This is a genomic window from Cupriavidus sp. 2TAF22, from assembly GCF_052115045.1.
Classification (GTDB): Bacteria; Pseudomonadota; Gammaproteobacteria; order Burkholderiales; family Burkholderiaceae; genus Cupriavidus.
The window spans coordinates 35,481-47,461 of record NZ_JBFRFX010000014.1; the positions used below are offsets into that span (position 1 = coordinate 35,481).

Below are 11,981 nucleotides of genomic sequence, written 5' to 3' on the forward strand. Positions count from 1 at the left end.
CAGCAAGCACGCCAGTGCCGCGTCATGGCTGCAGCGGCGGATGGTAGGCCAGGGTGGGGGCCAGCAACCACAGCAGCAGCAATACCAGCGGCGCATGCGTCAGCAGTTGCGCAAAGGTGAATCCGACCAGGTCGCGGGCCTTCAGTCCCAATATGCCCAGCAGCGGCAGCATCCAGAACGGATTGATCAGGTTTGGCAGGGCCTCGGCCGCGTTGTAGATCTGCACCGCCCAGCCGAGGTGCACATGGAGGTCGTTTGCGGCCTGCATGACGTAGGGCGCTTCGATGATCCACTTGCCGCCGCCGGAGGGCATGAGAAAGCCGAGCACCGCGGAATACGCTCCGATCAGCAGGGGAAAGCTGTCGGTCGACGCGACGCTGACGAACAGCGTCGAGAGGTGGTGCGTCAATGACTCTCCGCCTGCCCCCTTTGCCATCGTGAGCATGCCGGCGATGGCGCCATACAGCGGAAACTGGATCAGTACGCCGGCGGTCGTCGGCACGGCCTTGGTGACTGCGCCGAGAAAGCTCCTGGGGCGCCAGTGCAGGAGCATGCCAAGCAAGAGAAAGATGAGATTATAGGTATTGAGCCCGGAGATGGCGATCAGCCAGTGCTTGCCTGCGAACTCGGTCCAGACCCAGCCGAGCCCGAGCGCCACGATGCCCAGGGTAAGCAAGGGGCTGTATTCGAGCCATTCGCCCGGCCGGGTGCGTGGCGCCATGGTGTAGTCGACCGGCTCGATCTGCACGCCGAGATCCGCTGCGGTCCTGGCCCGTGCCGGCGAAGGCGCGGTCCAGTAGGCGATCAGCGTGGACACGGCTACCAGTGCGCACGTGATGACCAGGCTCTGCCACAGGAAGAGGGTCTCGCTGAACGGGATCACGCCGGTGATGGGCAGCAGGCTCGCCGGGATGCTGGCGGGGTTGGCCTGCAACTGCGCCGCGGACGAGCTGAGGCCCATGGCCCAGGTCGCGCCGAGGCCCAGGTAGGCCGCCGCGCCGGCGGCGCGATAGTCCATCCGCAACGATTCGCGCCGCGCCAGGGCCTTGGCCAGCAGGCCTGCGAAGACCAGGCTGATCGCCCAGTGCAGCAGCGAGGCCAGCACGCTGACCAGGGCGACATAGGCCACCGCTGTCCTGCCGTTCCTTGGCACCTGCGCGGCGAGGGCGACCAGCCTGGCCATGGGCGGGGATGAGGCAATGACGTAGCCGGTAATCGCGACCATGGTCATCTGCATGGTGAACGGGATCAGGCTCCAGAACCCATTGCCGAACGCCACCGAGACCGCGCGGGGCGACGCGCCGATCGCCAGCGCCCCGAGCGCCACCGCCAGCACGGTCAGCGCCACGAAGACGTAGGCATCGGGATACCACTTTTCGCACCACGCGGTGACGCGCAGCGCCAGACGCTCCAGCAGCGGTGCCTGGTATGCATGGTTGTCGATCTGCTGGCTGCCGGAGCCGGCGATGCACTGCTTTTCTTGAACTGACATGATCCTGCCTCTCACGTTGCACAGTCTTCCCCGGGAGGCGAAGCGGCTGGCGTGCCAGCACGCTTGCCTGCCGGTGCGGAAATCACAGGGCTACAGCGCCCCGGCCAGGCGCGGGCTGCGCGGTACCTGGCTTGCCATGCCAAGTGTCTGTTCGAGCAGCGCGGCGGCCGACAGCAGGTCGAAGTCGCCGCGCGGCCGTCCCAGCAACTGCAGGCCGACCGGACGGCCGTCGGAAGTCAGCCCGATCGGAACCGAGATCGCGGGGCAGCCGGTCAGCGTCAGCACGAAGGTGAGATACATCCAGTCGATATACGAGCCCAGCGGCTCGCCATTGATCTGCGTCGGATAGCGCTGCGCGACGGGGTACGGGGGCACGGCCACCGTCGGGCAGATCAACAGGTCGTGATGCGCGAAGAAGGCGCCAACGCGCATGAACAGCTCGCCGCGCAAGCGTTCTGCGCGCGCCACATCCTCGCCGCTCTGCTTGCGGCCTTTCTCGATGTTCCAGACGATCTCCTCGCAGATGTGTTCGCGGTGTGCTTCGAGCAGGGGGCCCCTGACGGCGGCAACCAGGTTGGCGCGCAAGGTCTGGAAGGCCTCGAAGCCGCCGGCAAGGTCTGGCTGGCCATCGTCCACGACGGTGCCGAAATCCGCGAAGCGCAGGGCCGCTGCCCGGCACAGCGCCGCGACCTCGGCATCCACCTTGCCAATGCCGAGGTCCGCGCTGTAGCCGACCCGGACCGGCGCGACAGGACGGCGGACCGCATGCGAGAAAGGGACTTGCGGGCGTGGTAGCGAGAGCGGATCGCGCGCATCGAATCCCGCCTGCGCGTCGAGCATCAGGGCGACATCCGCGACGCAGCGTCCCATCGGCCCCTCCACCCAGAGCGGGTCGAAGGGGACCACCGACTCCGGTCGCGCCACCCGCCCCACGCTCGGGCGCATGCCCACGACGCCGCAGTAGCTCGCAGGGATGCGCAGGCTGCCGCCCAGGTCATTGCCGGTGGCGAGCCAGACCATGCCGGCGGCAAGCGCCGCGGCCGAGCCGCCGGACGATCCGCCCACCGTCAGTGCGGTATTCCAGGGGTTGCGCGTGGCGCCAAATACGGTATTGAACGTATTGGCGCCGGCGAACTCGGGAACGTTGGACTTGGCCAGCGCAATGGCGCCATGCCGCTGCAGGTTCGCGATGGTCAGGTCCGAGCGCGCGGCGATGCGATTCGCGTAGATGGGCGACCCGTAAGTGGTGGGGCAGCCGCCCAGGTCGTTATAGTCCTTGACCGCGATCGGCAGGCCGGCCAGCCAGCCAGGATCGCCCGCGACGTCGTCGGCGGGCCTGGTGAAGTCCTTCGCAACCTTGCGGGCTGCCTCGAAGCAGCGAATCGGCAAAGCGTTGATCACCGGATCGACCGCCTCGATGCGCGCGATCGCGGCGTCCACCAGATCCAGGGGCGCGATTTCCCCTTGCCTGAGCAGCCTGACGGCTTCGCTCGCGCTCAGGCGGCACAATGCCGGCATATTTTCGTCGGGGCCATTGCCGGTGGCAGGGTTCGTATCCATGAGGTCTCCTTCTGGTTTGTGTTCGGCCTTCGGCGCTCCTCGCACCCTGGGTTGCTCCCGGGTTGTGGCGCCTGGCGTGTTCCAGAATAATGTTCGTGTCCGCACACCGGAAATCACATATCGCGATGAAGCTCATAAGCCAGGCTTTTGCGGCTTTCCCGTGCCGCGAAGGTGAAATCCCGCTCCCGGCGCGATGCGCCATCGGCCCCGGCGCAGGGGCGCCACTCATCAGGTTTCGCCATGGATATCCGTCAACTCAGGACCTTCGTCACGGTCGCGCGCCTGGCCAGCGTCACGAGGGCCGCCGAGGCGCTGCACATCACGCAGCCCGCCGTCAGCGGCCAGCTCAGGCAGCTTGAAGAGGATCTCGGGGTTCGCCTGCTGTCGCGTTCCACATCATCGGTCACGCTGACGCAGAGCGGGCAGGAACTCCTGGGCCGCGCAGAGAGCGCGATCGAAGCGTTTGGCAACTTCGTGAACGCCGCGAAGGGTTTGCGTGGCCAGATCGAGGGCCATCTGCGTGTCGGCGTGGTGATGCTGGATCCTGCGATGCTGCGCATCGGACCCTTCATGCAGCATATGGTCACGCAGTATCCCGGGCTGAAGATCGACCTGCAGGTCGGACGCACGCCATGGCTGCGGGCGGCGCTGCAGAGTTCCGAGATCGATGCGGCCATCCTGGTCGCCAGGACAACGCCGAGGGGCGCGCGTGCGCTGCTCCTGAAGTCGCTGAGCTTTTGCCTGGTGGCGCCGCCATCGTGGGGCGCGCGCCTTGGCGGTGCCGATGCGCAAGAACTGGCCCGCTTGCCCTGGCTTCGCATGACGCCGGACAGTGCGCACCAGGAGATGATGGCGGAGATCTGCGCGCAGGCGGGCATTCATCCGGCCGGCACTGTCGAGGCCGATCACGAAGCGCTGATCGGCGCGCTGGTGGCCGCCGGCGTGGGAATCGGCCTGCTGCGCGATGAGCTGGCGCAACGGGCCGAGGCCGCGGGCGAAGCGATCCGGCTGAGCGGCTACGAGCGCGATACCCGTCTGTGCCTGCTGTACCAGGAAGCGCGCGAGCAGGACCCGGCAATCATCGCCATGCGGGACGCGCTACGCGACGTGTGGGCGCTCGATGCCTAGCTGCGCGGGATGCATCGCGGCGCTGGCCGCCGGCAACGGCGGGCGGATGTGGCAGGGTGCGGCAGGGTGCGGGACTTGCGTCGGCAGTGTGGCAGCCTAGAGCGTAGCGCGAGCAAGTTGCTGGCGTGCGCAGAGCACGCCGTGAATCTGCGCGACAACGGCCGCGCCCTCGCCGAGCTCGATTCGATCGGCTCGAGAGTGGCGAAAGCGCGGCATCCGGCTAGATGGCGCCGATTTTCTGCGCGCTGGCTCCGAACCGACGTTGGTCGCGTCGCCCAACAACGTACCGCGTGAGAGTGCGGCCTCGGCATCGTTCATTGACCTACCCCTTGCGCTACGGTCTCTGCCAAGCAGGGCGGGCAGAGACGAGAGGCAACTCGCCAGTGTTTCGCGCCGGACATCCATGGTGCCCATGGCATCGCGTTCCGGCCTCTTTGAATTTACCGACCGTGCAGCCTAAAGTGTTGAGAGTTCGCTCTGCCGCGCGCGGCACGCTGCATGGCCGGCAAGGCCAACGGTCGGAGGCCTCCCGCCACGTCTTCCGATCGTCCTCCTCCAGGAGCCGCAAGATGTCCGATCCCCAGATCGAAGCTGTCCGCAACCTACTGGCAAGCCAGCCCCGTCCGGGCGAGCTTTCCGAACGGCGCAAGCGTCTGGACTCGTTGCTCGGCCGCTATCCCGTGGCGCCGGACGTGCAGGTCGAGGCCGCCAATGTCGACGGCGTTCCCGCCGAATGGACCATGACACCCGCGGCCGATCCGGCGCGGGTCCTGGTGTTTCTCCATGGGGGGGCGTATATCTCGGGCTCTCTTCTCAGCCACCGGCACATGGTCGCGCAGATTGGGCGAGAGGCACGGACCCGCACCTTGGCTCTGGACTACAGGCTTGCGCCCGAGCACCCGTTTCCCGCTGCCCTGGAGGATGCGATCGCCGGGTATCGATTTCTGCTGTCGCAGGGCTATGAACCCGCGAACATTGCACTGGCCGGGGAAAGCGCAGGCGGCGGACTGGCGTTGGCGACGCTCGTCTCGTTGCGAGACCTGGGCATTCCCCTTCCTGCCTGCACGTGGTTGAGTTCGCCATGGACCGATCTGGAAATGACCGGCGAGTCCATGGTGACCAAGGCAGCCGTGGATCCCCTGATCCAGAAGCCATACCTGCTCGAAGCGGCGGCGGCCTATTTGAACGGCGCCAGTCCGCGCATGCCGCTTGTCTCGCCGGTTCATGCCGATCTCACCGGGCTTCCTCCGATGCTGATTCAGGTCGGCACGGCAGAAACGCTGCTCGACGATTCGATCCGTCTCGCCCAGCGGGCGGGCGAGGCGAACTTGCGAGCCAGGCTGGAACTCTGGCCTGACATGATTCATGCGTGGAGCCTGTTCTATCAACAGGTCGATGCTGGCCGCCGATCGCTCGCCTCGATGGGCGCCTTCGTTCGTGCGGTGCTTGACGAGATGCCAGGGCCGTCCTGACGGGAAAAAAAGTATCAGGCGCCGGCCCGGAGCGAGCGGGCAAGGATCGCCCGGCCGTTGCGGCCAGGGCGACGACCTTCCTCGTGTCAGCGGTGGCTTCCAGCAACGCCGCCACGCAAACGCTTGCTCCTGGCCCGCCCGGCGCGGGAGCGGGCTGGCAAGAGAGGCCAAACGATGCCCAGGCAGAACCCAGCGCTTCACCGTAGCCAGAAGACCCCCATGACACCGGGGCGCCGGCGGCTTCTCGTCATTGGCGCGATACTGCTGCTGGCCGCGCTGGCCTGGGGGCTGGCGACAGTGCTCAAGCCCGCCATCCAGCGCACGATCGTCATCACGACCGGGGCGGACAAGGGCATCTACCGCGGCTTCGCCGATCGCTATGCCCCCATCCTCAAGCGCGACGGCATCAAGCTCGATATCCGCAGTTCGTCCGGCTCGGTCGAGAATTACGCGCGGCTGAAGAATCCGGGCAGCGAATACGAAGTGGGCTTTATCCAGTCGGGCACCGCCAGTCCGGAGGAAACCGACCGCCTGCAGACCATCGCTGCCATCTCGTATGAACCGATCTGGGTGTTTTACCGTGGCGGCATCACCGTCGACCGGCTGGCACAATTGCGCGGCAAAAGGGTCGCCATCGGCGTGCCGGGCAGCGGCTTGCTCAACGTCGCCCGGGTCTTGCTCGCGCATAGTGGCGTCACCGACGGCAATACCAGGTTGCTGGAAATGGATGCAGCCAAGGCATATCAAGGCCTCGAGGAGGGTGGCCTGGATGCGGCGTTCTTTATCGGCAGGCCGGATGCCGAGATGCAGCAGACGCTGCTCAACAGTGACCTGAAGCTGATGAGCTTTGCCCAGGCCGATGCCCTGGTGCAGAAATTCCCGTCTCTCTCCAAGATTGTCTTCCCGCGCGCCTCGACCAGCATCGTCAACGATCTCCCGCAGGCTGACGTCACGCTGCTGGCGGCCACGGCCCTGCTCGTGTCCAAGGACACGCTGCATCCGGCCCTGGTCTACCTGCTGCTGGAAGCGGCCAGGACCGTCCACGGCGGCGAGGACTACTTCACGCCGCTAGGCACGTTTCCCAACCTGAACAGCGATGAATTTCCCGTCTCGGACGAAAGCACCCGCTACTTCAGATCGGGTCGTCCTTTCCTGCAGCGCTACCTTCCATTCTGGCTTGCCAGCTTTATCGAACGGCGCCTGCTGATCCTGCTTCCCTTCATGGCCTTGCTGCTGGGCCTGCTGCAGGCATTGCCGCGCATGGCGGAGGCGCGGATCAAGAACCGGCTCGTGGTCTGGTATCGCGAAATCAAGGCGCTGGAAGATGAAATATGGAAAAACGGGCAGCCGACCCCGGACCAGATTGCGCAATGGCGCGATGAAATCGAGAACATCGATGCGCATGCCAGCCAGATCCGGATTCCGCATCGCTACTTCCAGGATGTCTACGCGCTCAAGCAGGCGATTGGCGTCGTAAGGGGCCGGATTGACCAGGCCGCCGGGAAGGTGAGGGAATAGCCCGGCGCGGAGATCCGCTTCGGCAGGCCGCGTTGCGGCACGACAGGGCGTTGCCGGCGAGATCGCCCTCAGCCTTTCTGTCCGAGCCGCTCCACCACGCGCCGTACCGTGGTGGCAAAAAACCGCACGGGTACCGCGCGCGCTGCGCCACGCTTCCAGAGCAGGCCTGGCGTGCGCTGCGGCGTGGGGCTTTCTAGCGCGATGAAGCGCAGGCCTTCGCCATCGGACTCCGCGCTTGCGCCGATCACGGCCGCGATATCGGTCTGGCGCACCAACTCCAGCATTGGCGCGATCGAATTGAGCTCGGCGATGACCTGGGGTTCCGCCGCAGCCGCCCGGAAGCACTCGTCGAGCAACTGGCGGGTGGCAAAGTAGGAGGGCAGCAGCACCATGCGCATGCCGTGCAGCTCCACCATGCGCGCACGCTTTCGGCCGGCCATGGGGTGGCGGTCGCTCACGACCAGCTTCATTTCCTCGTTGTACAGCGGCTCGAAGAACAGCGCATCGGCCTGCGCCGGCCGGTATGACACGCCCAGGTCGAGCTTGCCCTCAGCGAGGCGCTCGGTGATATCGGCCGCGCTCAGCTCTTCCACGATCACGCGCACCGAAGGGTAGCGGCCCAGGAACAACGACACGCACTGCGGGATCAGCCGGATATTGAAGCTATGCGTCGCGCCGACCCGGACCTCGCCCACCAGCGGCTCCTTTTCGTCGCGCACGGCATGGATGGCGCGGTCCACCTGCCGCAGCGCCGGGCCGATATGGAGCAGCAGGGTCTCGCCGGCCTCCGTCATGGAAACGCGCTTGCCGACGCGGTCGAACAGGGGCTGGCCGATCTCTTCCTCCAGTTGCCGGATCTGGTGCGACAGTGTTGATTGCGTCACATGCACGCGCTCTGCCGCGCGCGTGAAATTCAAGGTTTCGGCCAGCGCTTCGAAGTAGCGCAGATGTCGGAGTTCCATGGGGTGCTGCCAGCAGGGTTCGGGGATCCCGCTATCTTACATAGATGCCATCGATGGTTTTGAGTGAAATTAATCATTTCCATCTGTGATGGCGGTGCCCATAGACTAGCCAGACCAGCCCTATACCAACGGAGACCCCACCACCATGAAGATCGGCAAGGAAACCATCCCGCAGACCGCCATCAGCACGTCCAGCACGGAAACCATCGTGGTCCGCGGCGCGGACCTGTGCCAGGACCTGATCGGCAAGCTCAGCTTTACCGAGTACTTCTACTTCCTGGTCACGGGCAAGCGGCCCGACGCCGCCGCGGTCAAGGTGGTGGACGCGACGCTGGTCGCCATTGCAGAGCACGGGCTGGTGCCGAGCGTGCAGGCCAGCCGCATGACGCTGGCCGCGGCGCCCGATGCGCTGCAGGGCGCGGTGGCGGCCGGCATCCTCGGCTGCGGCTCGGTCATCCTGGGCGCGTCAGAGACCGCCGGCGTGCTGTTTACGGAAGTGCGCGAGCGCATGGCGGGCGGCGAGACCATCGAGCAGGCGGCCAAGGCCGTTGTCCACGCCTGGCGCGAGGCGCGCCGCGCCATCCCCGGCTATGGCCACCCGCTGCACAAGGCGCGCGATCCGCGCGTGGCCGCGCTGATCAACGTGGCGCGCGAGGCGGGCGCCGATACCACCTACATCGATATCGCCGATGCCGTGGAATCCGTCATCCCCGGCATTGTCGGCAAGGAGCTCAGCCTCAACGTCTCGGCGGCGATTCCGGCCGTGCTGCTGGGCGTGGGCTTTCCGCTCAATGCCCTCAAGGGCGTGCCGATCCTGGCGCGCACCGGCGGCCTGATCGCGCACCTGAGCGAAGAGCTGCGCCACTCGATCGGCTTTGCGCTGTCGTACCAGGCTACGCGCGAAGTGGTCTACACCGGCGAGACGCCCGCCGGCTTCGACCCGCAAGCCTGACCGTAGACGGAGCTTCAGATGATCAAAGTCCTGCAAGGCGTCAAGGTCCTGGAACAGGGGACCTTTATTACCGGACCCGCCGCCGGCATGCTGCTTGGCGACCTCGGTGCCGACGTCGTGAAGATCGAGCAGCCCGAGACCGGTGACCCGTTCCGCGCGTTCAAGGGAGGGCTCTACAGCCCGCATTTCCAGACCTACAACCGCAACAAGCGCAGCATCACCCTCAACACCAAGCATCCCGAGGACCTGCAGGTCTTCGACGATCTGGTGCGAGACGCCGACGTCTATATCCAGAACTTCCGCCCCGGCGCGGCGGAGCGCCTGGGCGCAGGGGAGGCGCGCTTGCGCGAGCTCAATCCGCGCCTCATCTATTGCGCCATCAGCGGCTTTGGCGCCACCGGGCCGGCAGCGTCGCGCCCGAGCTACGACACGGTGGCGCAGGCGGCCAGCGGCTTCCTGAACCTGCTGGTCAACCCGGCCAATCCGCGCGTGGTCGGCCCGGCGATTGCCGATGCGATGACGGGTTTCTACGCCGCGTACGGCATCCTTGGCGCACTCCATGAGCGCAACCGCACCGGCGTGGGCCGCAAGGTGGAAGTGTCGATGCTGGAGGCGATGAGCCATTTCAACCTCGACGCCTTCACGCATTACTATTCGGCCGGCGAAGTCATGGGTCCGTACAGCCGCCCCAGTGTGTCGCAGTCGTATGTGCTGGAGTGCGGCGACGGCAAATGGATCGCCCTGCACATGTCGTCGCCCGAGAAATTCTGGCAGGGGCTGGCCAACGCCATCGAGCGCCCGGACCTGTTCAAGGACCCGCGCTTTGCCACGCGCGAAGCGCGCATTGGCAGCCAGGAGGCGCTGATCGACCTGCTCGGCGGCCTGTTCCGCCAGCGCCCGCGGGCACAATGGTGCGAGCGGCTGGAGGCGGAGGATGTGCCGCACGCGCCGATGTACGACACCAGCGAGGCGCTGGAAGACCCGCAGGCCAGGCACCTGCAACTGCTGGTCACGGGGCAGCATCCCACGCTCGGGGAATTCAGGACGGTACGCAGTCCGGTGTCGTTCGACGGGCAGCGCGCGCTGGATGTGATGGCGCCGCCGTTGCTGGGCGAGCATAACGAACAGGTTCGCGAAGAAGTCCGCGCCGCACTGGCGCAAACGGGAAGTCCGGCACAGACCGGTTCCTGACAATCCGCAAAGGAGGAGACATGAAGAAGATACTGACGGCGGCAGCCGCGATGGCTGCCTTCACCCTCATCGCCGGCCTTGCCCGGGCCGACGACTATCCCTCCAGGCCGGTACGGCTGGTGGTGCCGTTTGGCGGCGGCACGTCCACGGACATCACCGCGCGCATCATCGGCGAGGCCATGGGCAAGAAACTCGGCCAGCCGATCGTGGTGGAGAACAAGGCTGGCGCGGGCGGCGCGATCGGCACCGACTATGTCGCCAAGTCCAAGGGCGACGGCTATACGCTCACGATGGGCACCGTCGGCACGCTCGCCATCAACAAGGCGCTCTATCGCAAGCTGCCGTACGATCCGGGCAAGGACTTCTCGTTCATCGGCATCCCGGGCTATACGCCGACGCTGCTGGTGGTCCGCGAGGACGCGCCGTACAAGACGCTGGCCGACCTGATCGCTTACGCCAAGGCACATCCGGACAAGCTGTCGTTCGGCTCGGCGGGCAGCGGTACCTCCGGCCACCTGGCGGGCGAACTGCTCAAGTCGATGGCGGGCGTGAGCATGACGCACGTGCCGTTCAAGGAAGGCGGCCAGGCGTTGACCGCGGTGCTGGGCGGGCAGGTGGACTTCATGTTCTATCACCCGGTGGCCGTGCTGCCCTACCTCAAGGGCCACAAGCTGCGCGCGCTGGCCGCAAGCAGCCAGCGCCGCTCGGTGGCGGCGCCTGACGTGCCGACGGTGGCCGAGTCGGGCTATCCCGGCTTCGACCTGACGGCCTGGTTCATGCTGGCCGGCCCGGCCGGACTCGGTGCCCAGGCGCGGACCCGCCTGGTGCAGACGATGCAGGCGGTACTGCAGGATCCGGCCGTCCAGAAGCAACTGGCGGCGCAGGGCCTGGAGGCTGCCACGCTGGAGACGGCGCAATTGCCTGGCTTCGTGAATGGCGAGATGCAGAAGTGGACCGCCGTCGTCAAGCAATCGAACGCGCAGGTCGACTGAAGCTGCCGGCCGCCCCGCTTACTCGCCAGCGGAGCCGGCGGGAATCGCGGGGCCGCTGCCGTCCGCCAGGCCTGGCCTGGGCCGGCGGACGGCCCTGACCTTGCCGCTGCTTCCGCCTCCGCAGAAGAACTGGTCGCCGCCATCGGACTCGAGCCCCGATACGCCGACGCCAGGCGGCATCTCGAGGCTCTCCAGGACCTCGCCCGTGCGCGGATCGACCCGCCTCAGATCGCTCGCCTCATCTTCCCAGGTGCCGTGCCACAGTTCCCCGTCGATCCAGGTGACCCCGGTGACGAAGCGGTTGGACGCGATGGTGCGGAGAATCGCCCCTGTCAGGGGATCGACCTGATGGATCTTGCGGTCCCGATACTGGCCCACCCAGAGCGTCCCTTCGGCCCACGCCAGCCCCGAGTCGCCGCCGCCGCCGGGCGCCGGGATGGTGGCGAGCACGCGGCCGGTGTCCGGATCGATCTTCTGGATGCGATCGCCGGCGATCTGGAACAGGTGCCGGCCGTCGAAGGCCGTTCCCGCCTGCGCGGCGACATCGATCGAGCGCAGCGTCTCCCCGCTTGCCGGATCGAAGGCGTTGAGCTTGTCTCCGGCAGCCAGCCAGACGCGCTGGCCGTCATATGTGACGCCATGCACATGGTCGACACCCGGAAAGGGCCCGTATTCGCGGAGAATTTCGGCTGCTGATCGCTTCATGCTTCCATC

At 66.6% G+C, this 11,981-nt stretch carries 11 protein-coding genes; 6 read left to right on the forward strand and 5 right to left on the reverse strand.

Going from position 1 to position 11,981, the window contains the following annotated elements; translation table 11 throughout:
- Window positions 1-22: 22 nt before the first annotated feature.
- Window positions 23-1,492 (reverse strand): short-chain fatty acid transporter, encoded by a 1,470-nt coding sequence (locus tag AB4Z48_RS18680; RefSeq protein WP_441616571.1) that lies wholly within the window; start codon window positions 1,490-1,492, stop codon window positions 23-25.
- A 90-nt stretch (window positions 1,493-1,582) separates the two neighbouring features.
- A complete protein-coding gene (locus AB4Z48_RS18685) occupies window positions 1,583-3,052 on the reverse strand; it encodes an amidase (protein ID WP_441616573.1) in 1,470 nt (489 codons plus the stop codon).
- A 240-nt stretch (window positions 3,053-3,292) separates the two neighbouring features.
- On the opposite strand from AB4Z48_RS18685, the gene AB4Z48_RS18690 reads away from it, so the two are divergent.
- Window positions 3,293-4,180, forward strand: a complete 888-nt coding sequence (locus AB4Z48_RS18690; protein ID WP_441616575.1) for a LysR family transcriptional regulator — start codon at window positions 3,293-3,295, stop codon at window positions 4,178-4,180.
- 96 nt (window positions 4,181-4,276) lie between these two features.
- Here the strand turns inward: AB4Z48_RS18690 and AB4Z48_RS18695 are convergent, their stop codons facing one another.
- Window positions 4,277-4,498: a hypothetical protein gene (locus AB4Z48_RS18695; RefSeq protein WP_441616577.1), complete on the reverse strand. Its 222-nt coding sequence runs from the start codon at window positions 4,496-4,498 to the stop codon at window positions 4,277-4,279.
- A gap of 251 nt (window positions 4,499-4,749) precedes the next feature.
- On the opposite strand from AB4Z48_RS18695, the gene AB4Z48_RS18700 reads away from it, so the two are divergent.
- Together AB4Z48_RS18700 and AB4Z48_RS18705 are read left to right on the forward strand one after the other, a co-directional pair.
- Window positions 4,750-5,652, forward strand: a complete 903-nt coding sequence (locus AB4Z48_RS18700; RefSeq protein ID WP_441616579.1) for an alpha/beta hydrolase — start codon at window positions 4,750-4,752, stop codon at window positions 5,650-5,652.
- A gap of 219 nt (window positions 5,653-5,871) precedes the next feature.
- Window positions 5,872-7,170, forward strand: coding sequence for a TAXI family TRAP transporter solute-binding subunit (locus AB4Z48_RS18705; protein WP_441616581.1), 1,299 nt, complete (start codon window positions 5,872-5,874; stop codon window positions 7,168-7,170).
- 68 nt (window positions 7,171-7,238) lie between these two features.
- On the opposite strand, the gene AB4Z48_RS18710 is transcribed toward AB4Z48_RS18705, so the two are convergent.
- Window positions 7,239-8,132, reverse strand: coding sequence for a LysR substrate-binding domain-containing protein (locus AB4Z48_RS18710; protein ID WP_441616583.1), 894 nt, complete (start codon window positions 8,130-8,132; stop codon window positions 7,239-7,241).
- A gap of 145 nt (window positions 8,133-8,277) precedes the next feature.
- Here AB4Z48_RS18710 and AB4Z48_RS18715 point away from each other — a divergent pair, with 145 nt between their 5' ends.
- From AB4Z48_RS18715 to AB4Z48_RS18725, 3 genes are read left to right on the forward strand one after another with little or no spacing between them, the layout of a single operon-like run.
- Window positions 8,278-9,084, forward strand: coding sequence for a citryl-CoA lyase (locus tag AB4Z48_RS18715; protein ID WP_441616585.1), 807 nt, complete (start codon window positions 8,278-8,280; stop codon window positions 9,082-9,084).
- Between the two features lie 18 nt (window positions 9,085-9,102).
- Window positions 9,103-10,275: a CaiB/BaiF CoA transferase family protein gene (locus AB4Z48_RS18720; RefSeq protein ID WP_441616587.1), complete on the forward strand. Its 1,173-nt coding sequence runs from the start codon at window positions 9,103-9,105 to the stop codon at window positions 10,273-10,275.
- A gap of 20 nt (window positions 10,276-10,295) precedes the next feature.
- Entirely contained in the window at window positions 10,296-11,267 is a 972-nt protein-coding gene (locus AB4Z48_RS18725; protein ID WP_441616589.1) for a Bug family tripartite tricarboxylate transporter substrate binding protein, read from the forward strand.
- A gap of 18 nt (window positions 11,268-11,285) precedes the next feature.
- On the opposite strand, the gene AB4Z48_RS18730 is transcribed toward AB4Z48_RS18725, so the two are convergent.
- Window positions 11,286-11,972, reverse strand: a complete 687-nt coding sequence (locus tag AB4Z48_RS18730; RefSeq protein WP_441616591.1) for a Vgb family protein — start codon at window positions 11,970-11,972, stop codon at window positions 11,286-11,288.
- Between the last annotated feature and the right edge of the window lie 9 nt (window positions 11,973-11,981).

Bases quoted from the DNA above. Each gene is read 5' to 3' on its own strand.
- AB4Z48_RS18720 (WP_441616587.1), top strand. From the start codon at position 9,103: ATGATCAAAGTCCTGCAAGGCGTCAAGGTCCTGGAACAGGGGACCTTT.
- AB4Z48_RS18710 (WP_441616583.1), bottom strand. From the start codon at position 8,132: ATGGAACTCCGACATCTGCGCTACTTCGAAGCGCTGGCCGAAACCTTG.
- AB4Z48_RS18680 (WP_441616571.1), bottom strand. From the start codon at position 1,492: ATGTCAGTTCAAGAAAAGCAGTGCATCGCCGGCTCCGGCAGCCAGCAG.
- AB4Z48_RS18725 (WP_441616589.1), top strand. From the start codon at position 10,296: ATGAAGAAGATACTGACGGCGGCAGCCGCGATGGCTGCCTTCACCCTC.
- AB4Z48_RS18730 (WP_441616591.1), bottom strand. From the start codon at position 11,972: ATGAAGCGATCAGCAGCCGAAATTCTCCGCGAATACGGGCCCTTTCCG.
- AB4Z48_RS18685 (WP_441616573.1), bottom strand. From the start codon at position 3,052: ATGGATACGAACCCTGCCACCGGCAATGGCCCCGACGAAAATATGCCG.
- AB4Z48_RS18715 (WP_441616585.1), top strand. From the start codon at position 8,278: ATGAAGATCGGCAAGGAAACCATCCCGCAGACCGCCATCAGCACGTCC.
- AB4Z48_RS18695 (WP_441616577.1), bottom strand. From the start codon at position 4,498: ATGAACGATGCCGAGGCCGCACTCTCACGCGGTACGTTGTTGGGCGAC.
- AB4Z48_RS18700 (WP_441616579.1), top strand. From the start codon at position 4,750: ATGTCCGATCCCCAGATCGAAGCTGTCCGCAACCTACTGGCAAGCCAG.
- AB4Z48_RS18690 (WP_441616575.1), top strand. From the start codon at position 3,293: ATGGATATCCGTCAACTCAGGACCTTCGTCACGGTCGCGCGCCTGGCC.
- AB4Z48_RS18705 (WP_441616581.1), top strand. From the start codon at position 5,872: ATGACACCGGGGCGCCGGCGGCTTCTCGTCATTGGCGCGATACTGCTG.